We start from the raw sequence: 25,722 nt of genomic DNA, 5'->3' as shown, positions 1-25,722 counted from the left end.
CACTATGATCTGGGATATATCGACCTGGAACAGAGGACCTTGCAGACCATCGACAACCCGTTCGGCACGAGGTTGTCACCCATGTCTGAGGTACATTCTGTTACCCATGTCTCCGGGCCGTACATGGTGCCATATGGCGGAGGGAGTGGGATTCGAACCCACGGTGAACTTGCGCCCACGCCGGTTTTCAAGACCGGTGCCTTAAACCGCTCGGCCATCCCTCCAGTGACTGTCCGTCACATGCGAATGATCTAGTGTGCCCGACAAAGGCCTGTCAACCAGCACGCAGGTTCGTGCGCGTTTCCTGTCCGACATGGCGGGCAGGCGTCACAATCTTGCCCGGTTCCGGCCACAATCGATTAATACCGTGATAAACAATTCCTGCGCACAAAGGATCGGGGTTCAGGGCGTCGTTGGTGTTGCCGAGTGAGTGCTTTGGCTCCTCTGCTGTTCAAAATTACGGCGTCTTGATTGAGACTGTAGGGGATTTCAGGAAAATGCAGGCTACGACGCGCCCGCGTCTTCGTTGCGCTTCCACGCTTACGCTGTTTGCCGCGTCGGCTGCGCTGCTGGCGGCCTGCGCGTCGCAGCCTGAGCCGAAGGGAATGGTGAATCCCAAGCCTCGTTCCAAGGAATATTTCTCCGAAACCGAATATGGCGTGAAGGCGAGCCCGCGCGTGGCCTTCATGCGGCGCGGCGGCGGCCGCGATCAGCTCGGCAAACCCTATCAGGTGCGCGGCAAGTGGTACTATCCCAAGGAAGACAAGCGCTACGCCAAGGTCGGCCTGGCTTCCTGGTATGGCGACGCCTTCCACGGCCGGCTGACCGCCAATGGTGAAGTCTACGACACGACGCATCTGACCGCCGCGCATCCGACCATGCCGCTGCCGAGTTACGCCCGCGTCACCAACCTCGAAACCGGCAGTTCGGTCATCGTGCGCGTCAACGACCGCGGCCCCTATCATGAGGGCCGCATCATCGACGTCTCTGAGCGTGCCGCGCAGATGCTCGACTATGCCAAGGTCGGCACCGCGAAGGTCAAGGTCGAATATGTCGGTCGCGCGCCGCTCGACGGCGATGACGATCAGTACCTGATGGCATCCTACCATCCAGGCAACAGGATTCCGGACCCCTCGGATGGTTTACCGAGCGGCGTCATGGTCGCTATGAACGGACCTTCGCCCAGCGTGCCGGTGGGCGCGACCGCCGCACCGTTCCCGGGCCAGCTGACGGATTCCGGACAAGTAGTTGCGGCGCAGCCGGCCTTGTCGGCGCAGGCGCCGGCTTTCGGTGACCTGGTGCTGCCCGATTTCGGACCGATCGTTCCCGAACGGCCCGGGATCGGTCTCCCACCGCAGTCGCCATTCGCGATGGCCTCGCTGTCCTATGCCGATGAGCGCGTGCGACGCGCGGATGTCTTCGCCGCATTGGACGACAGCGGCATGTCGCCGGCCGACATCCTGCAGTCGTGGAAGAAATCGAATCCGCAAGCTTCGCCGTCCAACTCCGACTATGTCGCCGCCGGCACGTTCGACGACGCCGCCGAAGCCAAACGCGTGGCAGCGGCACTCGAGCCCTTTGGCCGAACGGAGATCCAGCGTTCCGATCTCGACGGCAATGACTGGTATGCGGTCAATCTTTATCCGAATGGCCGTGGCGGCCTGGACGAGTTGCTGCAAGCGGCGTGGTCGCACGGCGCACCCGATGCTTTGGCTGTGCGCAACTGAATTGAGAGCCGATACTCCTTTGGACAGTTGATCCGTCCTGGAAAAAGCCCGATAGTTTCGCGGGCTTGCCGGAGGACCGGCCAATGGGTCGAATTTCATGCAGTTTCGCTTGCTTCAGCCTTTCGCCGGGGTTTTTCTTCTCGGCCTCCTGCTTTCCCTTGCTCCAGCCCACGCGCAGCTTTTCGAGACCAAGGCCGCACAGGCCTTCATGATCGATGCCGACACCGGCACCGTGCTGTTCTCGAAAGATGCCGACAAGCCGATTCCACCGGCCTCGACGGCCAAGCTGATGACCATGGAAGTGGTTTTCAACGCCATCAAATCCGGGCGCCTCAAGCTCGACGACACGTTCGTGGTGAGCGAAAACGCGTGGCGCAAGGGCGGCGCGCCGTCGGGAACATCGACGATGTTTGCCAAGCTCAAGTCGGCAATCCGCCTCGAAGACCTGATCCAGGGCGTGACCGTGCAGGCGGCCAATGATGGCTGTATCGTGATTGCCGAAGGCATGGCAGGATCCGAGGACAATTTTGCCGGAGAGATGACCGAGCGCGCCCGCCAGATCGGTCTGAAAACATCGACTTTCGTCAATTCGACCGGCTTGCCTGCCGACGGCCAGCAGACGACCGTGCGCGAACTGGCGCAGTTGGCCCTGCATCTGTGGCGTGATTATCCGGATTTCTATCGCTACTATGGCCTCAAGGATTTCACCTGGAACAAGATCACGCAAAAGAACCGGAACCCGCTGCTGGCCATGGATATTGGCGCTGATGGCCTGGCTGTCGGCGCGAGCGAGGCGTCCGGTTTCGGCATCGTCGCTTCGGCCAGCCACAACGGAACACGGGTGATCGCGGCAATGAGCGGGCTGGCCAATGACAAGGAACGCGCCGAGGAAGCGCGGAAGCTGCTCGACTGGGGCGCGCGCTCCTTCGAGAAGACCGAGATCTTCGCCAGGGACGAGGTGGTCGGCGAGGCCCAGGTTTTTGGCGGTGCGAAATCCGGCGTGACGTTGAAGGCAAAAGGGCCGATCGACATCTTCCTGCCGATCACCAACCGCGACAAGCTGACGGCCAGGATCGTCTACACCGGCCCGGTCGCCGCACCGGTGGAGGAGGGCCAGCCGGTAGGCGCGCTGCGCGTATGGATCGGCGACACGCTGAGCCAGGAGACGCCGCTTTTCGCCGCCGAAACGATCGGCGTCGGCACGTTGCCGCAACGCGCGCTCGATGCCGTCAAGGAACTGGCGATCGGCTGGCTGCGATAACGCCGACAGCATGGACGTTTCCCCGAACGCGGACTATCTAGAGCGCAACAATCCACTCCAACATGGACAGAGGCTCTTTCGATTGGCGCGCGGATTTTTCATCACCTTTGAAGGCGGCGAGGGCGCAGGCAAGTCGACGCAGATCGAGCGGCTGGCGAGAAAGATGCGCGCCAAGAAGTATGATGTCCTGCTGACGCGCGAACCGGGCGGCTCGCCGGGCGCCGAGGCGGTCAGGCATGTGCTGCTTTCAGGCGCTGCGGAGCCATTCGGGCCGAAGATGGAAGCGCTGCTCTTCGCTGCCGCGCGTTCCGACCATGTCGAGCAGGTCATCCGGCCGGCGGTCGAGCGCGGCTCCATCGTGCTTTGCGACCGTTTCCTGGATTCCTCGCGCGTCTACCAGGGCGTAACCGGCGGGATCGACCCGGCGTTCATGACGGCGCTGGAACAGGTCGCCATCAACGGCATGATGCCCGACATGACGCTGATCTTCGATATCGATCCGGCCGAGGGCCTGAAGCGCGCAACGCTGCGGCGCGGCAGCGATGCCGGTGCCGACCGTTTCGAAAAGGAAACGCTTGATATCCACCAGGCCCGCCGCGAGGCCTTTCTGGCGATCGCCCGGGCCGAGCCGGAACGCTGCATTGTCGTCGACGCATCCGCCGATCCCGACACGGTGGAGGACGTCGTCACCGCCGCCGTGTTCGCGGCTTTGGAGGCGAAAGCTCCGGCGCGCAACAGGCAGGCCGCACCGGTATGATCTTCGAACGCATCGCGCCGGAACAGCATGACACGCTGGACGGCGTGCCCGAACCATCGGAAACGCCTCGTCTGGTCGGACACGGGCAGGCGGCCGGCATGCTCGCCGCCGCCTATCGCGCGGGAAAACTGCCGCATGCGCTGATCTTCGCCGGACCAGTCGGCATCGGCAAGGCAACGCTCGCTTTCCATCTCGCGCATCACCTGCTGAAGCACCCAGCCTTCGAGCAGGCCCCGGAAAGCCTTGCCGTGCCTGATCCGGCCTCGCCATTGATTCGCCAGATCGCAACCGGGGCGCACCCGGGCGTGTTGCATCTCACCCGTCCGCTGAACGACAAGACCAAGAGCTTCAAGACCGTCGTCACCGTCGACGAGATCCGCAAGGTCAACCGCTTCCTGTCGCTGACCTCACACGACGGCAGCTATCGGGTGGTCATCGTCGACCCGGCCGATGACATGAATGCCAATGCCGCCAATGCCTTGCTGAAGAACCTTGAGGAGCCGCCGGCACGAACGCTGTTCATTCTCATCGTCCACGCGCCGGGCAGCCTGCTGCCGACGATCCGCTCGCGCTGCCAGGTCGTGCGCCTGACGCCCCTCGACGCCGACGAACTGCTGGCGGTGCTGAAGACCGCCGAAGCACCACCACCGGACGATCCGGCCGCGCGAGCGGCATTGGTCGAGCGGGCAGGGGGCAGCGCCCGCAACGCGATCCTTTTGACGCAATATGGCGGGCTGGAGATCGCCCAGACCCTCGACACGCTGGTCGCGGCAGGAAGGAGCGACGTCGGTGGAGCCTACCGCCTCGCCGAAGCCGTTGCCGGCCGCGACCAGGCGATCCAGTTCGACATCTTCAATCGCCGTGCACTTGATTTATTGTCGGACGCGGCAAGCCAGGCCGCCCTGGCCGGCGATCTCGCAAGGGCGAAAGCATTGTCGGACACTTGGCATGAGGCGCTGGACGCTATATCTGAGACCGATACCTATAATCTCGACAAGAAGCAGCACGCCTTGACCATGATCGACCGCCTGAATTCTGCAATGCGAATGTGACGGCCCCACCGGGATGGCAAATGCCGTCTCGATGCGATATCCACCGCCACGGCTTCCATTCAGACATTCATGACGGTTCATTCATGTCACGCGACACATTCTACATCACGACCGCGATTTCCTATCCGAACGGCAAGCCGCATATCGGCCATGCCTACGAACTGATCGCCACCGACGCGCTTGCGCGCTTCCAGCGGCTCGACGGCAAGCAGGTCTTCTTCCTCACCGGCACTGACGAGCACGGCATCAAGATGCTGCAGACGGCGAAGCGCGAAGGCGTCGCGGCACGCGAGCTGGCCGACCGCAATTCAGCCGATTTCAAACGCATGGCAGCCGCGCTCAACGCCTCCAACGACGACTTCATCCGCACCACGGAAGAGCGTCACTACGCGTCCTCGCAGGCGATCTGGAAGGCGATGGATGCCAATGGCGACATCTACAAGGGTGGCTATGCCGGCTGGTACTCGGTCCGCGACGAAGCCTATTACGGCGAGGAGGAGACGGAGGTCCGTCCCGACAATGTCCGCTATGGGCCGCAGGGAACGCCAGTCGAATGGGTCGAGGAAGAGAGCTATTTCTTCCGCCTTTCGGCCTACCAGGACAAGCTGATCGCGCTTTACGAAAACCAGCCCGACTTCATCGGCCCGGCCGAGCGACGCAACGAGGTGATGAGCTTCGTCAAATCGGGGCTGAAGGATTTGTCGATCTCGCGCACCACTTTCGATTGGGGCGTTCCGGTGCCCGGCGACGACAAGCACGTGATGTATGTCTGGGTCGACGCGTTGACCAATTACATCACCGGTGTCGGCTATCCCGATGAAAATGACGAGAAATGGCGATTCTGGCCGGCCGATGCGCACATCATCGGCAAGGACATCGTCCGCTTCCACGCCATCTACTGGCCGGCCTTCTTGATGTCGGCCGGAATCCCGCTGCCGAAGCGCGTCTTCGGCCACGGCTTCCTGTTCAACCGCGGCGAGAAGATGTCGAAATCGGTCGGCAACGTCATCGACCCGTTCGCCATGATCGAGCACTACGGACTCGACCAGGTGCGCTACTTCTTCCTGCGCGAAGTGCCGTTCGGCCAGGACGGCAGCTACAGCCACGAGGCGATCGTCAACCGCACCAATGCCGATCTTGCCAACGGCCTCGGCAATCTGGCGCAGCGTTCGCTGTCGATGATCGCCAAGAACTGCGGCGGCGTGGTGCCGAAGCGCGGCGACCTGACGGATGCCGACAAGGCGATCCTCGACCAGGCTGCCGCCGCTCTGGCCACCGCCCGCAAGGCTATGGCCGAACAAGGCATCCATCTGGCGCTGGCGGCGATCTTCGGCGTGGTGGCGGAAGCCGACCGCTACTTCGCCGGACAGGAGCCATGGGCGCTGAAGAAGACCAATCCGGAGCGTATGGAAACGGTGCTGTGGACGACAGCCGAGGTGGTGCGGCGTGTGGCGGTTCTATGCCAACCCTTCATTCCGGGATCGGCCACGAAGCTGCTTGACCTGCTGGCGGTGCCGGCGGACAAGCGCGACTTCGTGCATGTCCACGCCGATCATGCGCTTGTGTCGGGTGCTGCCTTGCCCGTGCCGGAAGGTGTGTTTCCGCGTTACGTCGACCAACCGGGCACGAACGCCTGATGCTCGTCGACAGCCACTGCCATCTGGATTTTCCAGATTTCGCCGAGGAGCGGGCGGCCATCGTCGCCCGCGCCCTAGCGGCCGGAATCGGCCGCATGGTAACAATCTCTACACGCGTGAAGCGGTTTCAGCAAATACTTGAAATCGCGGAGACTTTCGACGAAGTGTATTGCTCTGTCGGCACCCATCCGCACAATGCCGCCGAAGAGCTGGACGTGACGGCCGAGGAGCTTGTCCGCCTGTCTGCCCACCCGAAGGTGGTGGCGATCGGCGAGGCTGGACTGGACTACTTCTACGACAAGGCGCCGCGCGATGCGCAGGCGCAGGGCTTTCGCACCCACATCGCCGCCGCTCGCGCGACCGGCCTGCCTCTCGTCATCCATGCGCGCGACGCTGACGGCGACATGGCTGACATTCTCGAGGAGGAAACAGGGAAGGGCGCCTTCCCCTTCATCCTGCATTGTTTCTCCTCGGGACGCGGATTGGCCGAAATCGGCGTTTCGCTCGGCGGCTATGTGTCGTTCTCGGGTATCCTGACCTTCAAGAATTCGGCAGAATTGCGCGCCATCGCCGCCGATGTGCCGCATGACCGGTTGCTGGTCGAAACCGACGCACCATACCTGGCGCCGGTGCCGTTTCGCGGCAAGCGCAACGAGCCGGCCTATGTCGCGCAAACCGCCAAGGTGCTGGCAGAGACGATTGGTGTCAGCGAGGCTGAAATCGCTGATCTGACGACGAATAATTTCTTCCGGCTGTTTGGAAAAATGCCGCGCCCGGACCAGCGAGCGTCCAAGGCATGACCGACAGGCTGCGCGTCACCGTTCTCGGCTGCGGCTCGTCGCCAGGTACGCCGCGCATAACCGGCGACTGGGGCAAGTGCGACCCGGACAATCCTAAGAACCGGCGCACGCGAACCGCCATTCTGGTTGAACGGATCGCGGCGAACGGCAACCGCACGACAGTCGTCATCGACACGGGGCCGGATTTCCGCCAGCAGATGCTGCTGGCCTCTGTCAGGCGCATTGACGCGGCCGTCTATACGCATCCGCACGCCGACCACATCCACGGCATCGACGATCTGCGCGGCTTCGTCCACGATCAACGCCAGCGGATCGATATCCATGCCGACGAGCCGACGATGCTGCGGCTGCGCCAGGCGTTCGGCTACTGCTTCGAGACACCGCCAGGCAGTTCCTATCCGCCGATCGTCAGTGCCCATATCATCGACCACGCAAGGCCGGTGATGATCGAAGGAGAGGGGGGTGCCCTCGCCCTCGAGCCGTTGCCGCAGGTCCATGGCGACATCATCTCGCTCGGCTTTCGTGTTGGGGGGCTGGCCTATTGCCCTGATGTCAGCGACTTTCCAGATGCCACCGTCGAACGGCTGCGCGACCTCGATGTCCTGATCATCGACGCGCTGCAGTACAGAACGCATCCGAGCCACCTGTCGCTTGGCCAGGCGCTTGAATGGATCGAACGGCTGGCGCCAAAACACTCCGTGCTGACGCATATGCATGTGCCGCTCGACTACGCCACGGTCATGGCTGAGACGCCTGACACCATTGAGCCCGCATATGATGGTATGGTGATTGAAATCCCTTATGAAACAGCGTGATACATACGTCTGTTTATTTGGCGCCTGTTCATTTGGCCGTTCGCTTCTTCGGTTGGAATATCAACAGCGTGCCGATGCGCTCGTAACCCATGCGGGGATATAGCAGCGCCCCAGCGTGTGTCGCCGCCAGCACCGAACACCGCGCCCCACGAGCCCTGTCGTCGTGCAGCATTTTAGACATCAGCGCCTGGCCGATGCCGCGACGCCGGTGCGAAGGCTCGACATACATGGCCGCGCACCACGTGGCTCCCGCGGCGTTCACGCTGCGCACGCGCCCAACGATATCGTTGCCATCGACCGCCACATATTGCCGGAACGGCGCGCCGTCACCGAGCAGATCGGCCGCGATCGGCCGCTTGCGCATGATCTTTCCCAATTGCGCCGCCCGTTCGACTGTCTGCACGCGTTCGATCGAGACGACGGCCGGCGGGTTCGGAATCTGGCGCAACCGCTGGAGAAAGAAACCTTCCGTCCGAAGCAGCCGATAGCCGAGATCCTTATAGGCAGTTCGCGTCGGTCCATCGGGCTCCTCGTTCGCCATCATGACGGAGATGGCGAAGCCCGACCGTGCGTGCTGCCGCGCGATCGCATCAGCCTCCTGAGGAGCGACGTCGTGGACGACCCATTCCTCGCTGCGGTAATTACGAGGGTTCTTGCGCACGGCATCGCGCATCAGCCACAATGGTCCGACGCGGCTGGCTTCGTAAGGAAAGGTTCGGCTCCGGTCGGTGCTGTATCCATACACGAACACCTCGATCGCCGATTCCATCTCACGCTTTGCTATCGACATCCAAACAGCGTAGCGTTGATCATTCACTCAAGGCAACATGCATCGGTCGTCTCAAGCCTATGAAAATCCGCGGTTATTTCCAGCTGGTGGTCAAGGCGTCAGTTCCATAATCTATCTTATGCGACTTCTGGATGGTAGGAACCCGAGGGTTAGAACCCCGCCCGTCGATAGCGCAGGAACGCCGGTCCGTTCTGTAGATGATTGACGTCGGTGGACCGCTCCCGTCCCGACAGCTCCAGTTCGTGACGAATGCGGAGAAGACTGGGCGAGCGCGATGTTCATTCGGATGGCGAGGCTGTGGAAGTTCGGTACAGAATAATGCGCCCCGTCGGAATCATCTGGGAAAGATAGTCGAAGTCCCTGATGTTGCCGGTAAGCACACTTGCACCAAGCTGCCGCGCCTGCAGGAAAATCAGCACGTCATTGAGGAATCGACGCTCGTGCCCCGCACCCCTTGGCAAATTGCTCAACCGAAATAGCAAGCCGGAAAGGACACCCGCTTGACCCCAGATTGCTGTGTCTGGAGCATGAAGCCTGTGCTCCGGTACATCGTTTACCGTCGCCTGGATTGTTTCCAGCACCGCTTTTGTGGAAGCATGTTTCGGATCCAGGCGACCGAATGCATGGGTCAACTCAGACAGGCAGACCGCCGAATGGTGACATAGGCGATAGGTTAGAAGCGTGTCCACCTCCGCCGGCGACCGCCCCTGCAGCACGTCCAGATAGACGCTGGTGTCCAGAAACAGCGGGCCGCCAATGGTTGGCTCATCATCGACCCAAGGCAGATCGTCATCGGCCCGACGCTCAAGCGTTCCCTGTCGTTTCTGGGGTTTAATCGATCGAAGGGCTTCAGAGAGATCAAATCCCAAGGTCTACATCCGATGGAATGCTGCCTTTGCGCTTGACGAGGCGGGCGCCAAAGTCATCCTCCAGGGCCAACCGTGACAATGCCAGTTCCAACAGCTCAGTATCCGAAGTGACATGGGCGCGCTTCTTCGCCGCGTCGATCAACTCAGATGGTACACGCCCCGACAAACGGGTATTTTTCGCCGTGCCGAGAAGGCCAACCGCCCTCGCTTGCTCAAGCACAAGCTTGTTGCGGGTCATCGCAACTTTTGCCTCACTGTCTTCAGCAGAAGGGATTTGAGCACCCATGCCAGCCTCCTGTGTTGAACATAAACTATAATCCGTTCAACGTAAACGCAAGGCAGATCTCTCGCGACAGCTCTCGAGCCCTGTCAAATCCCACGCAACTTATGGGTCAAGAACGAGAGCAGCCCTCTTCCAGGCTGATCCGGTAGCCCAGCGAACGCTTCGCTCCCGGTTCGATCAGCATCACGCCAGGCTTGTCGCTGAACTCGCCGTCGAAATCGGCCGTGCTTGCGATGCCGTGCCAGGGCTCGATGCACAGGAACGGCGCGCCGCCGGGTTTGGACCAGATGCCAAGTTCCTCAACTCCCTGCCATGACATTTCGATAGCCGGACCATGATCGGCGGCGTAGCGCACGCTGGTGCTCGCGGGCCGATCCAGGATGACTGCGTCGTCATCGAACAGCCGTTCGGACAGTGCAAGAGTCTTGCCTTCAATGGGCGTCGGCCGCGGCGCTGGGAGCAGGAGGCCATCCTTGAGGCGGCGGATCGGCGCCGGTTCATTTTCGGCAAAGGTCAGCCGGTAGGATTCCTTGGGCAATTCCGGCAGCAATGGCCAGTTGAATGCAGGGTGCGCGCCGATTGAGGCCGGCAGCGGCTCGTCGCCGGTGTTGGTGACCTCGAAGGTCACGCCAAGCTGCCGGCGGTCGAGCGTATAGGTCACATCAAGACGAAAGGCGAAGGGGTAGCGCGCGCGTGTGTCGGCATCGTCGGTGAGAACCAGCGTGCAGGATCGAGGTCCCCTCTCCGCCCACGCAAACGGCTTGTCGCGGGCGAACCCATGCTGCGTCATCGGATAGGTTTGACCCCGATGGTGTAACTGATCACCCCTCAGCCGCCCAACGATCGGAAACAGCACCGGCGAATGACGCCGCCACTCTGGCCCGGCCTGCCATAGGAATTCAAATTCTTGCGCATCCCGCAGCGAAACCAGTTCGGCGCCCTGCCCGGTTATTACAGCTGAGATGCCGTCGCCATGAAGCGTTTGGCTGTCTGCCACTTGTCCTCGCGCGGTGTTGAAGGCCGAGGCAGACTAGCAAAAGCTCCTGGGGACTCAAGATGCAGCCTCTTGCCGGAACGAATTGTGGCCGGAGAATCCCTCCGGCCACCTCTCCGCATCAAGCCACAATCCCCGCCCCTGCCTACAGCGGACAGTCGTTACTCGCGCTCGCCGGTGAAGTTCAGCAGCAGCTGGAAGATGTTGATGAAGTTCAGGTAGAGCGAGAAGGCGCCGAAGACGGCCAGCTTCTGCCGCGATTCCGCGTCGAAGTTCTCGGCATACTGTTCCTTGATCGTCTGCGTGTCCCAGGCGGTCAGGCCGATGAAGACGGCGATGCCGATCACCGAAATGGCGAACTGCAGCGCGGTCGAGCCGAGGAAGATGTTGACGATGCTGGCGATCACCACGCCGATCAGGCCCATGATCAGGAACGACGAGAATTGCGTCAGGTCGCGCCTGGTCGTGTAGCCATAGAGGCTGGTGGCGCCGAACATGGTGGCGGCGATGAAGAAGGTGCGCGCGATGCTGGTGCCGGTGAAGACCAGGAACACGGAGGCCAGCGACAGGCCCATCACCGCGCAGAAGGCCCAGAACATCATCTGGGCGCTCGCCGCCGACATGGTCTGCATCTTGAACGAAAACAGCATGACGAAGGCCAGCGGCGCCAGCATCACCACCCATTTCAGCGGGCTGGAGAAGATCGGCACGTAGAGCGCCGGCGTCGACGACACCATGAAGGCGACGAGGCCGGTGACCACCAGGCCAAGGCCCATGTAGTTGTAGACGCGCAGCATGTGCTGGCGCAGGCCCTCGTCAAAGACGGCTCCGGTTTGGGCGCCGCTGCCAACGCGATATCCCAGATTGGGCGTGTTCATTTCTATTCTCCTTTGTGGGGCGGTCAGTAAAGCGTTCTGGCGAGCGTCTCGGCGGCGCGGTCGAGGTCATGAACCCCGCTGCGCGCCACCACCGCATAGGCGACCTCACCGATCTGGAAATAGGCCGAGGAGATATCTCCCGAGGGCGCGACCGTCGGCTTCACGACGTCGAAGGTTCCCGGCCGGATCGCAAACAGCGACACCAGGCCCATCTCCTTGGTGTCGACAGCCATCTCGACGCTGGGGCCGAAGCGCGACGGATAGATCTGCACGTCGCGCACCTTCCAGTCCTTGGGCAGCGACGGCATGACGATCGCGGTCGCGGCGCGGATCTCGCCGGCATCATAGTTTGGCGCTTCCCGCTGCGAGGGCATGGTTTCGCGCACCAGTGTCGTTCTGTGTGCCCGCACCGCCTCGTCGACATAGGCGGGTGGCTGCGGCGAAGCGACGACCTTGGTTACCGACATCGGCCCGATGATGCCGTTCGCCAGCCAGCCGGCGGCAACGAAGGCCGCGACGGCGGCAGCGCGCTGCAACACGCCGAACATGCGGCCGCGGGCGAGCCCCCTCTCCAGCCGCCGCGCCGCGTCAGCGGTCGCCGGCCACGCGATGCCATTTGAGCCGGCAATCGCCACGCGCAGTTCATCGCGGGTCCGCAGATCCGACATCACGCGCGCGGCGGCCTCCGGACGTGTGGACAGGAATGCCTCGACCTCGATGCGGCGGGGCACGTCCAGCTGGTCATCGACATAGGCGTCGAGATCGGTGTCGGTCACGGGGTCGACAAGAGCGGTCATTGCTCACCTCCCACGATCCTAAGATGATTTTTTCCGCGCGCCGGGGCGGCGTCCTCCATCAGGCGCAAGGCGCCGCGCGCCCTGCCGATGCGCGACATCAGCGTGCCCAGCGGCACCCCGGTGGCATTGGCCGCCTGTTGGTAGGAAAGCCCTTCGATGGCAACCAGATGCAGCGCCGAACGCTGCTCTTCCGGCAGGTTGAAAAAGGCATCCCGCACCTGCGCCAGGCGCACCGAATGCTCCTGCGGCGCCGGCGTGCTTGCATCGGCGAGGTATCCGGCCTGTTCGATGCGCACCGCTTCCGAGCGCCGTGAGCGCATGCGGTCGACAAACGCATTGTGGACGATCGACAGCAGCCACGCCCGCAGGTTTCCACCCGAGCGAAAGGTGCCGCGCCGCTCATAGGCGCGCACCAGCGCGTCATGCACGAGATCCTCGGCGTCCGCACTGTCGCGCGTCAGCGACTGCGCGTAGCGCCGCAGCGATCCGAGCTGTCCTATGATGTCAAAGCGTGGCATCGACCGTTTCATGCCCTGTTTACGCGGCATGTGGGGGTTTTAATCCTGACCCGTTCGGTTTTTTCTCGGCGCTGGTCGCTCAGCCCTCGGTCGCCGACGGGATCTGGCATGGCATGCCGAGGCGCCGGTTTTCGCCCTGATCAAGCCGAAAGCGCTGGTGAAGCGCGTTCGATTTGCGTATCACTCCGCCGCGCCAACGGAACCATAGCGATGTTCGAAGACCTGCAGCCCGCCCCCGCCGACAAGATCCTGGCCTTGATCGGCCTCTATCGCGCCGATCCGCGCCCCGACAAAGTCGACCTCGGCGTTGGCGTCTACAAGGATCGCGACGGCAAGACGCCTGTCATGCGCGCGGTGCGTGAGGCCGAAAAGCGGCTGCTGAACAGCCAGGATAGCAAGACCTATCTCGGTCTTGCCGGCGACACCGGCTTCAACACAGTGATGGCCAAGCTCGCCTTCGGCCCGGGCGCAGATATGACGCGCATCCGGGCGGCACAGGCGCCGGGCGGCTCAGGCGCGCTGCGGCTGGTGGCGGAATTGCTGAAGCGCACGCGTTCGGATGCAACCGCCTGGCTGTCGGACCCGACCTGGCCGAACCACATGCCGGTGATGCGCGCCGCCGGCCTGCAGATCCGCGAATACCCCTATTTCGATGCCGCCTCGGGTGCTGTGCGCTTCGACGACATGCTGGCGGCGTTGCGGACGGCCAGGAGCGGCGACTTGGTGCTGCTGCATGGCTGCTGCCACAACCCGACCGGCGCCAATCTGGACGCGGCGCAGTGGGAGGCCGTCACCGATCTGGTCGTCGAGCGCGGGCTGCTGCCGTTTGTCGACATCGCCTATCAGGGCTTTGGCGATGGGCTCGAGGCCGACGCGCTGGGCTTGCGCCTGCTGGCGGCGAAAGTTCCGGAAATGGTTGTCGCCTCCAGCTGCTCGAAGAATTTCGCCGTCTACCGCGATCGTGTCGGCGCGGCGATGATCCTGGCCAGGGACAGCGCGCAAGCTGATGTGGCGATGAGCCAAATGCTGTCGGCCGCGCGCGCCATGTATTCGATGGCGCCGGACCACGGTGCCGCGGCCGTGCGCATCGTGTTGGAAGATGCCGCCCTGCGCGCCGACTGGGAAGCCGAGCTGGAGGAGATGCGCCTGCGCATGCTGAGGCTTCGCGTCCAATTCGCCGAGGCGCTGCGCCGGCAGTCCAATTCCGACCGCTTCGATTTCGTCGCCAGCCACCGCGGCATGTTCTCGCGGCTTGGCCTCACGGAAGCGCAGGTCGAGCGGCTGCGTGCCGAGCATGGTGTCTACATGGTCGGCGATAGCCGCATCAATGTCGCCGGTTTGCCTGAGGACGGCATGGACGACCTCGCCAAGGCGATCGTTTCGGTGCTCGACTGAAGATCTGGGATCGCAGCTGTGGACAAGGCGCCCTCGCCGGCTGACAGCGTTGTCCGCGCAGCCCCCCTCGGGATAGAATCCGCCGCATGACGCCATCCAAAGACATTTCGCGCTTGATCGAGATCATGGCGGCGCTGCGGGCGCCGAAGACCGGTTGTCCGTGGGACATCGAACAGGATTTCTCGACCATCGCGCCCTACACGATCGAGGAAGCCTATGAGGTGGCTGATGCCATCGCGCGCGGCGACCTCGACGATCTGCGCGATGAACTCGGCGATCTGCTGCTGCAGGTCGTCTATCACGCGCAGATGGCTGAGGAAGCCGGTGAATTTGCCTTCGGCGACGTGGTTCAGGCCATCACCACCAAGATGATTCGCCGCCACCCGCATGTCTTCGGCGACGAGAAGGCCCGCAGCGCCGGCATGGCCAAGGGCATGTGGGAAAAGATCAAGGCCGAGGAAAAGGCGGAGAAACGGCAGGCCCGCCTCGCGCGCGGCCTCGACCCCGAGGACAATGGCAAGGGGTTTCTGGACAGTGTTCCGGTCGCCCTGCCCGCGCTTACGCGAGCCCTAAAACTTCAGGAGAAGGCCGCCCGCGTCGGCTTCGACTGGAGCGAGGCGGCTCCCATCCTCGACAAGATCGAGGAAGAGATCGGCGAATTGCGCGAGGCACTGGCCAAAGGCGAGACGGCCTCGATCAAGGATGAGTTCGGCGACATGCTGTTCGCCGTCGTCAACCTTGGTCGCCACCTCAAGCTCGATTCGGAAGCCGCGTTGAGCGGCACCAACGAAAAATTCCGCTCGCGCTTCCATTATGTCGAGCAGGCCCTGGAAAAGTCCGGCAACACGCTCGACAAGGCGACACTTGCCGAGATGGAAGCGCTCTGGCAGCAAGCAAAAACCGCGAGATAAGCCAATAGCTCGGCAATTCCGGACGGAAAACCGCTATACACTTTTCCTGGAATTGCTCTGGGTTAGCCGTTGTTTTTCCTGCGCAATCGGCTTTCGATCTCTTCGCGGGCGCTTTGCGTGGCCTTGAGCGAGATGGTGGCGCTGCCGTCGTCGTTGTCGGTACGCGAAACGATATCGCCATTGCGGTAAAGCCAGTCGACAAGGCCGAACTGCGCCGGCTCGATCGTCACTGTCAGATCTTCAAGCTCGCCCGCCATGCGCGTCTCGATGATCGCCTTCAGCGCTTCGATGCCCTCGCCGGTCACCGCCGATACGGCAATGGGCGGACCCTTGCTGCCGTCGGCGGCATCGGCAAGCAACCGGCTCCTGTTGCCTTCGTCCAGTCGGTCGATCTTGTTCCAGACTTCGATCACGCGCTTGCTGTCGCTGGCGTCGACGCCGAGATCGGCCAGGATGCGCTCGACATCCTCGGCCTGTGCTGCGGTGTCGGGATCGGAAATGTCGCGAAGATGGATGACGAGATCAGCCTCGACAACCTCTTCCAGCGTGGCACGGAAAGCCGCGATCAGATGCGTCGGGAGGTCCGAGATGAAACCGACCGTGTCCGAAAGGATGATCGGCGTGCCATGCGGCAGCCGCACACGCCGAAGCGTCGGATCGAGCGTGGCAAACAGCATGTCCTGCGCCAGCACGCCTGCCCCGGTCAGCCTGTTGAACAGTGTCGACTTGCCGGCATTGGTATAGCCGACGATAGCCACCACTGGAAACGGCACCTTCTTGCGCTTGGCACGGTGCAGATCACGGGTGCGGCGCACGGTTTCCAGGTCGTGCTTCAGCTTGATGATCTTGTCCTGGAGGACGCGCCGATCCGATTCGATCTGGGTTTCGCCGGGGCCGCCGAGGAAGCCGGCGCCGCCGCGCTGGCGCTCGAGGTGGGTCCAGCTGCGCACAAGCCGGCCCTTCTGGTAGTTGAGGTGGGCGAGTTCGACCTGCAGCGTGCCTTCCTTGGTGCGGGCGCGCTCGCCAAAGATCTCGAGGATCAGCCCGGTGCGGTCCAGCACCTTGGCTTGCAACTCTTTCTCAAGATTGCGCTGCTGCACCGGCGTCAACGGATGATCGACAATGACGACTTCCGCGTGGCCTTCCCTAACGATTTCGGCGAATTCTTCGACCTTGCCGCTGCCGAGCAAGGTCGCCGGACGCGGATCGTTGACGGTCACCACCGCCGTGTGGATCAGATCAAGATTTATGGCGCGAGCGAGGCCGACTGCCTCATCATGGCGGGCTTCAGCCGAACGCGTGAGCCGAGGACGGTTCGTGTCGTCGTCGCCGCGCGGCTGGCGGGTAAGCACGGGCACAATGACCACAGCCGGGGTCGGACCCTTGGCTTCCGTCCCGGGATGATGTGCTGGTTTTCCGCGAACCGTGCCGTCCGCGTCCTTCTCACGTGCCAATCAGGCGCCCTGGCTTTCCTCACCATCGAACATCTGAACCGGCTGGCTCGGCATGATCGTGGAAATGGCGTGCTTGTAGACGAGCTGGGAGTGACCGTCACGGCGCAGCAGCACACAGAAATTGTCGAACGAAGTGACCACGCCGGTCAGCTTCACGCCGTTGATAAGGAAGATGGTGAGCGGGTTCTTGCTCTTGCGAACTGAATTCAGGAACAGGTCCTGAAGGTTTTGCGATCGTTCCGCCATTGTTCTTGTCTTTCGCCGATCCCCTTCGGTTTGCAAGCCAATGCGCCAAATTGTCAGGCACATGTCAAGCGCGCAAACACCATCTTGCCGTCAGTAACGACAAGCAGAACGAGATATATTGATGTTCATTCCACCTGTGCGGTTATCAGGCTGGACTTTTTTCCGCAATGTCAAAAAAGGCCTGCCGCAACGAAAGTGTTATTGAGCCGGGGTGCCCGTTGGCGACCGGATCACCGTCGATGGCCACGACCGGCATGGCAATCGTCGTTGCGGAACTGATGAACGCCTCGCGTGCCGTCTTGGCCTCGGCAACCGAAAAGCCGCGCTCCTCGATCTTCAGGCCGAGCTTTGCCGCCACTTCGAACATGGTGGTGCGGGTGATGCCGCGCAGGATGCCATGGTCGGCCGGCCTGGTGACCAGGACGCCGTCCCTGGTGACGATCCAGGCGTTCGACGATCCGCCTTCCTTGACGTTGCCGTCGGTATCGACGAACCAGGCTTCCTGCGCACCGGCTTCCCTGGCCTTCTGCTTGGCCAATACATTGGGCAATAGCCCGACGCTCTTGATGTCGACGCGATCCCAGCGATTCTCCGGCACGGTGATGACGGCGATGCCGGCCTCCGCTCGCTTTGTACCGGCGGCGGGATCGGCCTTCTTCGCGGTCACGACCAGGGACGGCTTGGTGTCCGCCGAAGGGAAGACAAAGTCGCGGCTGGCGACGCCGCGCGTCACCTGGACATAGACCAGACCGTTGGCGACATGATTGCGATTGACAACTTCGCGCAGGATGAGCGGCAGCACGTTGCGCGCCACCGGCCAGGCGATCGACAGTTCGGTGAGCGACCGGTTCAGCCGGGCCAGATGGCGCGGCATGTCGACGATGAAGCCGCGCGCCACCTCGCAGACCTCGTAGACGCCGTCGGCGAACTGATAGCCGCGGTCCTCGATATGCACGGAAGCGTCCGCATGGGCGACGTAGCGCCCGTTGACATAGGCAATGCGCGGCATTGGCGACCCCTGAAAAATTCTCGGGCCTTCTTATGCGATTCCGCTGCCGCCGTAACCGGCAAATGCTTGGCCCAGGCGCGGCCGGACAGGCGCCAGCGCGTCAGACGCCCAGCGACTTCAGTTTGCGGTGCAAAGCGGAGCGCTCCATGCCGATGAACTCGGCGGTTTTCGAGATGTTGCCGCCAAAACGGTTGATCTGGGCGATCAGATAGTCCTTCTCGAACTGCTCACGCGCCTCCCGAAGGGGCAGCGCCATGATGTGCTGGTCGGATTGATTCGGCGTGCGAGGCATGACATCGCCGATCTCGGACGGCAGAAGGTCCGCGGTGATCGGTGCATCGACATCGTCGCCGCGCGCCAGGATCATCAGGCGCTCGACATTGTTGCGCAGCTGGCGGACGTTGCCCGGCCAGTTGTGCGCCTGCAGCACGGCAAGCGCATCATCGCCGATGCGGCGCGGCTTGATGCCGGCCTGACGGGCGATCTGCTTCATGAAATTGTCGACGAGGTAGGGAATATCCTCGCGCCGCTCGGCCAGCCCCGGCACCATGACCGGAACCACCGCCAGGCGATGATAAAGATCCTCGCGAAAACGCCCATCGGCGATCATGGCCTCCAGGTTCTGCGAGGTCGAAGAGATGATGCGGACATCGACCTTGACCCGCTTGGTGCCCCCTACCCGCTCGAATTGCTGCTCGACCAGAACGCGCAGGATCTTGTTCTGTGTCTCGCGCGGCATGTCGGCCACTTCGTCGATGTAGAGAATGCCGCGATGGGCCTCTTCCAGCGCGCCGACCTTGCGCTCGACGCCATTCGATTCGGTGCCGAACAGCTCGATTTCCATGCGTTCGGGCGTGATGTTGGCGGCGCTCAAAGTCACGAATGGTGCGCCCTTGCGCACCGACAGCGTGTGGATGGCGCGAGCGGCCAGTTCCTTGCCCGAGCCGGAAGGGCCGATGATCATAACGCGGCTGTTGGTCGGCGCGACGCGCTCTATGGTCTGGCGCAACTGGCTCATCGCCGATGACATGCCGATCAGGTCGAAAGTTTCGCCGCTGCGCAGCTTGAGGTCCGAAACCTCGCGCCTCAGTTTCGAGGTCTCGAGCGCACGCTCGGCAATGAGGATCAGCCTGTCGGCCTTGAATGGCTTCTCGATAAAGTCATAGGCGCCACGACGGATGGCGGAGACCGCTGTTTCGATGTTGCCGTGGCCGGAGATCATCACCACCGGCAAGGTGGGATGCATGGTCTTGATCTCGTCCAACAAGGCCAGTCCGTCCAGACGCGAGCCCTGCAGCCAGATGTCGAGGAAAATCAGCCTGGGCGCCCGGTCGGCGATGGCCGCCAGCGCGCTGTCGGCATCGAATGCCGTACGGGTTTCGTGACCTTCGTCGCTCAGGATGCCTGCGACGAGCTCGCGGATGTCTTCCTCGTCATCGACGATGAGAATATCAGACGCCATTACCGACCTTTTCAGTTTCTCTTTCGTGTTCCGCCTTGGCTTCACCGCGCGACGGCATGGCAGCCGAGGGCGGCAGGATGATGCTGATCATCGCGCCGCGCCCGCCGTGGAAGTCCGCAGGCGCATCGTGAAGTTCCAGCCTGCCGCCATGGTCCTCCACGATCTTCTTGACGATAGCGAGGCCAAGCCCGGTGCCCTTCTCGCGTGTGGTCATGTAGGGCTCGAGCAACCGTTGGCGATTCTCGCGCGGCAGGCCTTTGCCATTGTCGATGACGTCGATTCGAATCGCGCCATTCTGACGGCCGGCTTGAATCCGGATTATGCCGCGCGAACCGTCCTTCTGTTCCGATCCGTCGATTGCCTCGGCGGCATTCTTGATCACATTGCCGAAAGCCTGCGCCATCAAGCGGCTGTCGAAAGTGCCCTTGAGCGGCTCGTTGCCGAAGACCCGCTCGAAGGTGATGTCGGCGCGGCTGACTTCGACCAGGAACGAAGCCTCGCGCAGTGATTCGCGCAAATCGATGGCCTTCATCTCGGGTTTGGGCATGCGCGCGAAAGCCGAGAATTCGTCGACCATGCGGCCGATATCCTCGACCTGCCGGATGATCGTGTCGGTGCACTGGTCGAAAACCTCGCGGTCCTCGGTGATGACCTTGCCATAGCGGCGCTTGATGCGTTCGGCGGAAAGCTGGATCGGCGTCAGCGGGTTCTTGATCTCGTGGGCGATGCGCCGCGCCACATCCGCCCAGGCGGAGGAACGCTGTGCCTGAACCAGGTCGGTGATGTCGTCGACCGTCACGACGTAGGATTTTTCCTCCGAGCCGTCATCGCCGGCCTCGACGGTGATCTGCACGTTGAAGGTGCGCTCGGTGCCGGCGCGGAAGAATGTCACCTGCTCGCGATAGACCGGCTTGCCCGACTGGCGGCCGATCTCGAAGACACGGCCGACATGCGGCAGAATGGAGGACAGGTTCTGCCCGAGTGCGGCGGTGGCGGAGATCGCCAGCATCGATTCGGCCGAGCGATTGACGATGGTGACGATGCCATAGGGATCGACCCCAATCACACCGGCGGTGACACCGGCTAGCACCGCTTCCGAGAAGCGTCGCCGCTCGTCGATCAGGTCCTTCGCCGACAGGATCTCGTTGCGCTGCGATTTTAGTTCCAGAAGCATCTTGTTGAACGTGTCGCCGAGTGAGGCGACGTCACCGTCCGAAGGCCTGACGGGGACCGCGACGTCAAGATTGCCGGTCGCGACCTCGTCGGCGGCACCGATGAGCTGGCGAATGGGGCGCACCAAGCGGTCGGCAACGGCGATACCGGTCCAGATCGCCGATAGGATGATGATCAGGGTCAGCGACAGATAGGGCAGTGCGAAGGCAACTTGCGAGGTGCGCCTGTTGTCTTCGAGATTGCGATACTCATCCGTGTTGGACCTGACGATCTGCCGCGCCTTGATCACCTCTGGATCGACAAGACGGATGGTGTAGAGATAGAGGCCCTCGATCTCACGCAACTTGACGATGGCGCCCATGATGTTGCGGGTGCGCGGCTCTATCAGCACGGGTTTGCCGTCGGTGGCGCTGTTGACCGCGCCTTCCGGTGGTTCCGGCATGGCGAAATCGGCATCCGTCTTGGCGCTCATCACGAACGAGCCGTCGGGCTTGATAAGCGCGGCGTGGGCCAGCGACCGGCCCACCGCCTCCTTGTTCAGGAGGTCGAGAAAGCCTGTGCGATCAAGGCCGTAGAGCGTCCGCGACGCATCGAGATCATAGGCCATCGACAGCGTTGTGCCCTGCAAATTCCGGGCGTTTTCCTGGACATAGGCATCGGCGATCGAGAGCGAGGAATTGACGATCGTCTTGGTGCGAATCTCGAACCAGCGATCGAGGCCGATATCGAGCGTGATCGATGCGATGATCGCCACCATGATGGCCGGGATGGCGGCGACAAGGGCAAACATGGCGACGATGCGAACATGCAGCCGCGAGGCCGCCTTGCCGTGCCGGCGCGCCATGACGATGCGATGCACCTCGCGTCCGACCAGTGCGATGAGGACGAGCACGAAGGCGGCGTTGAGCGCGATTAGCGCCCAGGTCGTCTTGGCGTCAGGCGCGATCGGCGTCGCGCCGACCAGGATGGTGAACGAAATGGCCGCCATGATCAGCGCGCCGACCACCGCCACCACGCCGGGCAGCGCCAGCAGCCGGCGCCCGTCGCGTGCGCCGGGTTGGCTGAAAAGCGGTCGGTTGAGTACAGGTGCCTGGGGAGTCATGTCGCCGTCTGGAGCCAATGATTGCGTCCGATGTATGCAATGCATTGTGGCGATTATGCAACAAGTGTGACAATGGCGGAAATCTTTCCCCGCTCAGTCCCCTAAAAAGAGTTGGTGCCAGATCAGCGCTCAGCCCGGCCGCGATGATTTGTAGACGTTGACGCCCAATTCGCGAATCTTCTTGCGCAGGGTGTTGCGGTTAAGCCCCAGCAGTTCCGCGGCCTTGATCTGGTTACCACGGGTTGCCGTCATCGAGGCCAGGACCAGCGGATATTCGACTTCGGACAGAATGCGCTGGTAGAGGCCGGCGGGCGGCAATTCGCCGGCGAACGAGGCAAAATAACGCTGCAGGAAGTGCTCGACCGCCTGGCCGATGGAGAGGTCGTCGGGAATGAGGTTGCCGCCATCCGGCACCACGGGACGCTCGCCGGTCTTGAGCTCCGCCTCGATGATTTCCGCGGAAATCTCGTCCTGCGAATAGAGCGCGGCGAGGCGGCGAACAAGGTTTTCGAGCTCGCGCACATTGCCCGGCCAGGGGTAGCGCTTCATCAGTTCGATGCCGCCGGACGAGATGCGCTTGGTCTGCAGCCCTTCCAGTTCGCCGAGCTTGAAGAAGTGGCGCACGAGGTCGGGCACATCCTCGGAACGCTCGCGCAACGCCGGCAGCCTGAGCGGCACGACGTTGAGGCGATAAAACAGGTCCTCGCGGAACAGCCCCTGGTTGATCAGCGTGCGCAGGTCCTTGTTGGTTGCGGCGACGATGCGCACATCGGTCTTGATCGGCGTGCGGCCGCCGACCGTCGTGTATTCGCCTTGCTGCAGGACGCGCAGCAAACGCGTCTGCGCTTCCATCGGCATGTCGCCGATCTCGTCGAGGAACAGCGTGCCGCCTTCAGCCTGCTCGAAGCGGCCGGTGGAGCGGTTCTGGGCGCCGGTGAAAGCACCCTTCTCGTGGCCGAACAGTTCCGATTCGATCAGGTCGCGCGGGATCGCCGCCATGTTGATGGCAACGAACGGCCCACCCCGACGGCGGCCATATTCATGCAGCGCACGCGCCACAAGTTCCTTGCCGGTGCCGGATTCGCCGGAGATCATCACCGTCAGGTCGGTCTGCATCATGCGCGCCAGCATGCGGTAGATGTCCTGCATGGCTGCCGAGCGGCCAACCAGCGGCATCGTTTCGGGCTGTTCATCCGGCCGCGCATCGATCTTTGGCCGCCGCGGTTCAGACAGCGCCCGGTTGACGATGTTGAGGAGCTCGGTCAGGTCGAACGGTTTTGGCAGATATTCATAGGCGCCGGTTTCGGACGCGCGTATCGCGGTCATAAAGGTGTTTTGGGCGCTCATGACGATGACCGGCAGCTCCGGGCGCGCCTTCTTGATGCGCGGCAGCATGTCGAAGGCGTTCTCGTCCGGCATGACCACGTCGGTGATGACGAGGTCGCCCTCGCCTGCCGCCACCCAGCGCCACAATGTCGAGGCATTGGAGGTGACGCGCACCTCGTGGCCGACGCGCGACAGAGCCTGATTGAGCACGGTGCGGATCGCCGCATCGTCATCGGCGACGAGAATATTGCCGCGAACGGTCATTTGCGGTCTCCTTCGCCGTCTTCATCGGCACCGAACTGCGTTTCCTTCCAGGCCGGCATCAGGATGCGGAAGGTGGTGATACGCGGCGTCGATTCGCATTCGATGATGCCGCCATGCTCGCCGACGATCTTGGCGACGAGTGCGAGCCCCAGCCCCGAGCCGTTCGGCTTGGTGGTGATGAAGGGATCGAACAGAATCGGCAGGATATCCTCCGAGACGCCGGAGCCATTGTCGCGCACACAGAACTCCAGCGGCAGCGACACGCGATCCTGCGTTCCCGGAACGGAAACACGGATGCCCGGCCGGAACGCCGTCGAAAGCACGATCTCGCCCTGCGGGTCGCTGCCGATCGCCTCGGCGGCGTTCTTGACCAGGTTAAGGAACACCTGGATCAGCTGGTCGCGATTGGCGAATACTGGAGGCAATGATGGATCATAGTCCTCCAATATTTTGATTCTCTTTGCAAAACCGTTTTTGGCGATCGCCTTCACATGATCGAGCACGACATGGATGTTGACGGGGTAACGATCGATCGGCCGCTCGTCGGAAAACACCTCCATCCGATCGACCAACGACACGATGCGGTCCGTTTCGTCGGTAATCAGCCGCGTCAGCGCGCGATCCTCATCGGAGGCGGACAGTTCGAGCAGTTGCGCGGCGCCGCGGATACCGGAGAGCGGGTTTTTGATTTCGTGGGCGAGCATCGCCGCCAGACCGGTCACCGAACGCGCGGCACCCCGATGCGTCATCTGCCGGTCGATCTTGTCGGCCATCGACCGCTCCTGGAACATCACCACCACCGAGCCAGGAAACTCGGGCACGGGCGCGACATAGAGATCGACGACTTTTTCGATGCCGAGGCGTGGCGACGACACGTCGACCCGATACTCGTTGACCGGGGCCCGGCGCTCGCGCACCTGATCGACCAGCGTCAGCAGCGGGCTGCCGAAGGGAATGAGCTTGGACAGGGTGTTGCGCGCCAGCATGGTCGCGCTGGAGCGAAAAAAGTCCTCGGCATCGGCATTGGCGAAGGTGATGAAGCCCTCATCGCTGATCATGATCACCGGGCGGCGGATGGTGTTGAGGACGATCTGGGCGGCATCCGCCGTCTCGATGCCCTGGCCAGCGGTGGCGTTCATGCGGCGCTCCGCAGGTTCAAGGGTTGCGGATCACGCGAAAACACATCGCGCAGCAAGACGACGACGCGGGCCGGTTCGAAGGCGGTCAGTATCGCTTTTCGGCTGTCGTCGGCGACGCCGCCGGCATGGCGATCGAGATACCAGCCCAGATGCTTGCGCGCCTGTCGCAAGCCACTCTCGACGCCATAAAGCGCCAGCATGTCCTCGTAGTGAGCGACGACATAGTCGGCCAATGCCGCGGGATTCCCAGGCATGTTGGCCGCCGTTTCGCCTGCTGCCGCGGCTGCGATGCCACCGGCGATCCAGGGCGCGCCATAATGCGCGCGGCCGACCATCACCGCATCGGCGCCGGACTGATCGAGAATGGCGGCGGCCTCGGCCGGCGAGCAGACATCGCCATTGGCTACGATCGGGATGGAGACGGCTTGCTTGACGCGAGCGATCGCGCGCCAGTCGGCCTTGCCCTGATAGAACTGACAGCGCGTGCGTCCATGCACCGTCACCATGCTGACGCCCGCCTGCTCGGCACGGCGTGCCAGGGCTGGCGCGTTGAGTGCGCCTTCGTCCCAGCCAAGCCGCATCTTGACGGTCACCGGCACGTCAACCGCGCCAACCACGGCCTCGATCAGCGAAAGCGCATGGTCGAGGTCCAGCATCAATGCCGAGCCGGCATAACCACCGGTGACCTTCTTGGCCGGGCAGCCCATGTTGATGTCGATGATGTCGGCGCCTTCTCCGGCCGCGATCCGCGCGGCTTCAGCCATATGGATCGCCTCGCGGCCGGCTAGCTGCACCATATGGACGGGCAGGCCGGAATGGCGTATGCGCAGGTCGAAGCCGGCTCTTCCCTTGGCCAGTTCGCCGCTTGCCACCATTTCGGACACGACCAGGCCGGCGCCATGCGCGTGGGCGCGCTGCCGGAAAGGCTGGTCCGTAATTCCCGACATGGGCGCGAGGAACACGCGATTGCGGATTCTTACGCCGCCGATATCAAGAGGTGCGGCCAATTTGGTCAAGTTAACCATGCACAAAAACCAAGCATGTCCATTCGTTGCACATTCTC

General features: G+C 62.7%; 24 protein-coding genes and 1 tRNA gene. 9 read left to right on the top strand and 16 right to left on the bottom strand.

Annotated features, from left to right (window positions below; genetic code table 11):
- Nucleotides 1–134: 134 nt before the first annotated feature.
- Nucleotides 135–224 (bottom strand) — tRNA-Ser (locus JT360_RS15940).
- 273 nt (nt 225–497) lie between these two features.
- Between JT360_RS15940 and JT360_RS15935 the strand changes: the two genes are divergently transcribed.
- The 7 genes from JT360_RS15935 to JT360_RS15905 all read left to right on the top strand — a co-directional run bounded on the left by JT360_RS15935 (nt 498) and on the right by JT360_RS15905 (nt 8,049).
- Entirely contained in the window at nt 498–1,727 is a 1,230-nt protein-coding gene (locus tag JT360_RS15935) for a septal ring lytic transglycosylase RlpA family protein (RefSeq protein WP_214472595.1), read from the top strand.
- A gap of 97 nt (nt 1,728–1,824) precedes the next feature.
- Nucleotides 1,825–2,988 carry a D-alanyl-D-alanine carboxypeptidase family protein gene (locus JT360_RS15930; protein ID WP_214472594.1) on the top strand — a complete coding sequence of 388 codons (1,164 nt, stop codon included), beginning with the start codon at nt 1,825–1,827 and terminating at the stop codon, nt 2,986–2,988.
- Nucleotides 2,989–3,070: 82 nt separating this feature from the next.
- On the top strand, nt 3,071–3,745 hold the full coding sequence (gene tmk, locus JT360_RS15925) for a dTMP kinase (RefSeq protein ID WP_214472593.1): 675 nt from the start codon (nt 3,071–3,073) through the stop codon (nt 3,743–3,745).
- Entirely contained in the window at nt 3,742–4,797 is a 1,056-nt protein-coding gene (locus JT360_RS15920; protein WP_214472592.1) for a DNA polymerase III subunit delta', read from the top strand. The genes tmk and JT360_RS15920 overlap by 4 nt, the downstream gene beginning before the upstream one ends.
- An 83-nt stretch (nt 4,798–4,880) precedes the next feature.
- Entirely contained in the window at nt 4,881–6,434 is a 1,554-nt protein-coding gene (gene metG / locus JT360_RS15915; RefSeq protein ID WP_214472591.1) for a methionine--tRNA ligase, read from the top strand.
- On the top strand, nt 6,434–7,234 hold the full coding sequence (locus tag JT360_RS15910) for a TatD family hydrolase (RefSeq protein ID WP_214472590.1): 801 nt from the start codon (nt 6,434–6,436) through the stop codon (nt 7,232–7,234). The genes metG and JT360_RS15910 overlap by 1 nt, the downstream gene beginning before the upstream one ends.
- On the top strand, nt 7,231–8,049 hold the full coding sequence (locus tag JT360_RS15905) for an MBL fold metallo-hydrolase (RefSeq protein ID WP_214472589.1): 819 nt from the start codon (nt 7,231–7,233) through the stop codon (nt 8,047–8,049). Before JT360_RS15910 ends, JT360_RS15905 begins: the two co-directional genes overlap by 4 nt.
- Nucleotides 8,050–8,077: 28 nt before the next feature.
- Here the strand turns inward: JT360_RS15905 and JT360_RS15900 are convergent, their stop codons facing one another.
- From JT360_RS15900 to JT360_RS15870, 7 genes are all read right to left on the bottom strand, one after another.
- The gene (locus tag JT360_RS15900; protein ID WP_250888834.1) at nt 8,078–8,818 is read right to left on the bottom strand and encodes a GNAT family N-acetyltransferase; all 741 of its coding nucleotides are present in this window, start codon (nt 8,816–8,818) and stop codon (nt 8,078–8,080) included.
- Between the two features lie 299 nt (nt 8,819–9,117).
- A complete protein-coding gene (locus JT360_RS15895) occupies nt 9,118–9,708 on the bottom strand; it encodes a type II toxin-antitoxin system VapC family toxin (RefSeq protein ID WP_214472587.1) in 591 nt (196 codons plus the stop codon).
- A complete protein-coding gene (locus tag JT360_RS15890) occupies nt 9,698–9,994 on the bottom strand; it encodes a hypothetical protein (RefSeq protein WP_214472586.1) in 297 nt (98 codons plus the stop codon). Before JT360_RS15890 ends, JT360_RS15895 begins: the two co-directional genes overlap by 11 nt.
- A gap of 106 nt (nt 9,995–10,100) precedes the next feature.
- Nucleotides 10,101–10,988, bottom strand: coding sequence for an aldose 1-epimerase family protein (locus JT360_RS15885; RefSeq protein WP_214472585.1), 888 nt, complete (start codon nt 10,986–10,988; stop codon nt 10,101–10,103).
- A gap of 158 nt (nt 10,989–11,146) precedes the next feature.
- Nucleotides 11,147–11,863: a Bax inhibitor-1/YccA family protein gene (locus tag JT360_RS15880; RefSeq protein WP_214472584.1), complete on the bottom strand. Its 717-nt coding sequence runs from the start codon at nt 11,861–11,863 to the stop codon at nt 11,147–11,149.
- A gap of 23 nt (nt 11,864–11,886) precedes the next feature.
- A complete protein-coding gene (locus JT360_RS15875) occupies nt 11,887–12,660 on the bottom strand; it encodes an anti-sigma factor family protein (protein ID WP_214472583.1) in 774 nt (257 codons plus the stop codon).
- Nucleotides 12,657–13,190, bottom strand: a complete 534-nt coding sequence (locus JT360_RS15870; RefSeq protein WP_502845468.1) for a sigma-70 family RNA polymerase sigma factor — start codon at nt 13,188–13,190, stop codon at nt 12,657–12,659. Before JT360_RS15870 ends, JT360_RS15875 begins: the two co-directional genes overlap by 4 nt.
- A 198-nt stretch (nt 13,191–13,388) precedes the next feature.
- Here JT360_RS15870 and JT360_RS15865 point away from each other — a divergent pair, with 198 nt between their 5' ends.
- Together JT360_RS15865 and mazG are read left to right on the top strand one after the other, a co-directional pair.
- Nucleotides 13,389–14,573, top strand: coding sequence for an amino acid aminotransferase (locus tag JT360_RS15865; protein ID WP_214472581.1), 1,185 nt, complete (start codon nt 13,389–13,391; stop codon nt 14,571–14,573).
- Between the two features lie 86 nt (nt 14,574–14,659).
- Nucleotides 14,660–15,484: a nucleoside triphosphate pyrophosphohydrolase gene (mazG, locus tag JT360_RS15860; protein WP_214472580.1), complete on the top strand. Its 825-nt coding sequence runs from the start codon at nt 14,660–14,662 to the stop codon at nt 15,482–15,484.
- Nucleotides 15,485–15,546: 62 nt separating this feature from the next.
- Here the strand turns inward: mazG and hflX are convergent, their stop codons facing one another.
- From hflX to dusB, 8 genes are all read right to left on the bottom strand, one after another.
- Nucleotides 15,547–16,938 (bottom strand): GTPase HflX, encoded by a 1,392-nt coding sequence (gene hflX, locus JT360_RS15855; protein ID WP_214472579.1) that lies wholly within the window; start codon nt 16,936–16,938, stop codon nt 15,547–15,549.
- Complete coding sequence (hfq, locus tag JT360_RS15850) at nt 16,939–17,184, bottom strand: RNA chaperone Hfq (protein ID WP_006202172.1); 246 nt, start codon at nt 17,182–17,184, stop codon at nt 16,939–16,941.
- A gap of 145 nt (nt 17,185–17,329) precedes the next feature.
- Complete coding sequence (locus JT360_RS15845; RefSeq protein WP_214472578.1) at nt 17,330–18,193, bottom strand: D-amino-acid transaminase; 864 nt, start codon at nt 18,191–18,193, stop codon at nt 17,330–17,332.
- Between the two features lie 100 nt (nt 18,194–18,293).
- The gene (gene ntrX, locus JT360_RS15840; protein WP_214472577.1) at nt 18,294–19,655 is read right to left on the bottom strand and encodes a nitrogen assimilation response regulator NtrX; all 1,362 of its coding nucleotides are present in this window, start codon (nt 19,653–19,655) and stop codon (nt 18,294–18,296) included.
- A complete protein-coding gene (locus tag JT360_RS15835) occupies nt 19,645–21,930 on the bottom strand; it encodes a sensor histidine kinase NtrY-like (RefSeq protein ID WP_214472576.1) in 2,286 nt (761 codons plus the stop codon). Before JT360_RS15835 ends, ntrX begins: the two co-directional genes overlap by 11 nt.
- 129 nt (nt 21,931–22,059) lie before the next feature.
- Complete coding sequence (gene ntrC, locus JT360_RS15830; RefSeq protein WP_214472575.1) at nt 22,060–23,520, bottom strand: nitrogen regulation protein NR(I); 1,461 nt, start codon at nt 23,518–23,520, stop codon at nt 22,060–22,062.
- Nucleotides 23,517–24,659: a two-component system sensor histidine kinase NtrB gene (locus JT360_RS15825; RefSeq protein WP_214472574.1), complete on the bottom strand. Its 1,143-nt coding sequence runs from the start codon at nt 24,657–24,659 to the stop codon at nt 23,517–23,519. The genes ntrC and JT360_RS15825 overlap by 4 nt, the downstream gene beginning before the upstream one ends.
- On the bottom strand, nt 24,656–25,684 hold the full coding sequence (gene dusB / locus JT360_RS15820) for a tRNA dihydrouridine synthase DusB (protein WP_214472573.1): 1,029 nt from the start codon (nt 25,682–25,684) through the stop codon (nt 24,656–24,658). The genes JT360_RS15825 and dusB overlap by 4 nt, the downstream gene beginning before the upstream one ends.
- Nucleotides 25,685–25,722: the final 38 nt, after the last annotated feature.

It is taken from the genome of Mesorhizobium sp. dw_380 (genome assembly GCF_018588885.1).
Taxonomy (GTDB): domain Bacteria; phylum Pseudomonadota; class Alphaproteobacteria; order Rhizobiales; family Rhizobiaceae; genus Mesorhizobium.
The sequence above is the reverse complement of the archived record's forward strand: the minus strand, read 5'-3'. Positions and strand labels throughout refer to the sequence as shown.

Coding starts and splice junctions, on each gene's coding strand:
- JT360_RS15935 (WP_214472595.1), top strand. CDS start 498: ATGCAGGCTACGACGCGCCCGCGTCTTCGTTGCGCTTCCACGCTTACG.
- JT360_RS15930 (WP_214472594.1), top strand. CDS start 1,825: ATGCAGTTTCGCTTGCTTCAGCCTTTCGCCGGGGTTTTTCTTCTCGGC.
- JT360_RS15920 (WP_214472592.1), top strand. CDS start 3,742: ATGATCTTCGAACGCATCGCGCCGGAACAGCATGACACGCTGGACGGC.
- metG (WP_214472591.1), top strand. CDS start 4,881: ATGTCACGCGACACATTCTACATCACGACCGCGATTTCCTATCCGAAC.
- JT360_RS15910 (WP_214472590.1), top strand. CDS start 6,434: ATGCTCGTCGACAGCCACTGCCATCTGGATTTTCCAGATTTCGCCGAG.
- JT360_RS15905 (WP_214472589.1), top strand. CDS start 7,231: ATGACCGACAGGCTGCGCGTCACCGTTCTCGGCTGCGGCTCGTCGCCA.
- JT360_RS15900 (WP_250888834.1), bottom strand. CDS start 8,818: ATGGAATCGGCGATCGAGGTGTTCGTGTATGGATACAGCACCGACCGG.
- JT360_RS15890 (WP_214472586.1), bottom strand. CDS start 9,994: ATGGGTGCTCAAATCCCTTCTGCTGAAGACAGTGAGGCAAAAGTTGCG.
- JT360_RS15880 (WP_214472584.1), bottom strand. CDS start 11,863: ATGAACACGCCCAATCTGGGATATCGCGTTGGCAGCGGCGCCCAAACC.
- JT360_RS15875 (WP_214472583.1), bottom strand. CDS start 12,660: ATGACCGCTCTTGTCGACCCCGTGACCGACACCGATCTCGACGCCTAT.
- JT360_RS15870 (WP_502845468.1), bottom strand. CDS start 13,190: ATGAAACGGTCGATGCCACGCTTTGACATCATAGGACAGCTCGGATCG.
- JT360_RS15865 (WP_214472581.1), top strand. CDS start 13,389: ATGTTCGAAGACCTGCAGCCCGCCCCCGCCGACAAGATCCTGGCCTTG.
- mazG (WP_214472580.1), top strand. CDS start 14,660: ATGACGCCATCCAAAGACATTTCGCGCTTGATCGAGATCATGGCGGCG.
- hfq (WP_006202172.1), bottom strand. CDS start 17,184: ATGGCGGAACGATCGCAAAACCTTCAGGACCTGTTCCTGAATTCAGTT.
- JT360_RS15845 (WP_214472578.1), bottom strand. CDS start 18,193: ATGCCGCGCATTGCCTATGTCAACGGGCGCTACGTCGCCCATGCGGAC.
- ntrX (WP_214472577.1), bottom strand. CDS start 19,655: ATGGCGTCTGATATTCTCATCGTCGATGACGAGGAAGACATCCGCGAG.
- JT360_RS15835 (WP_214472576.1), bottom strand. CDS start 21,930: ATGACTCCCCAGGCACCTGTACTCAACCGACCGCTTTTCAGCCAACCC.
- ntrC (WP_214472575.1), bottom strand. CDS start 23,520: ATGACCGTTCGCGGCAATATTCTCGTCGCCGATGACGATGCGGCGATC.
- JT360_RS15825 (WP_214472574.1), bottom strand. CDS start 24,659: ATGAACGCCACCGCTGGCCAGGGCATCGAGACGGCGGATGCCGCCCAG.
- dusB (WP_214472573.1), bottom strand. CDS start 25,684: ATGGTTAACTTGACCAAATTGGCCGCACCTCTTGATATCGGCGGCGTA.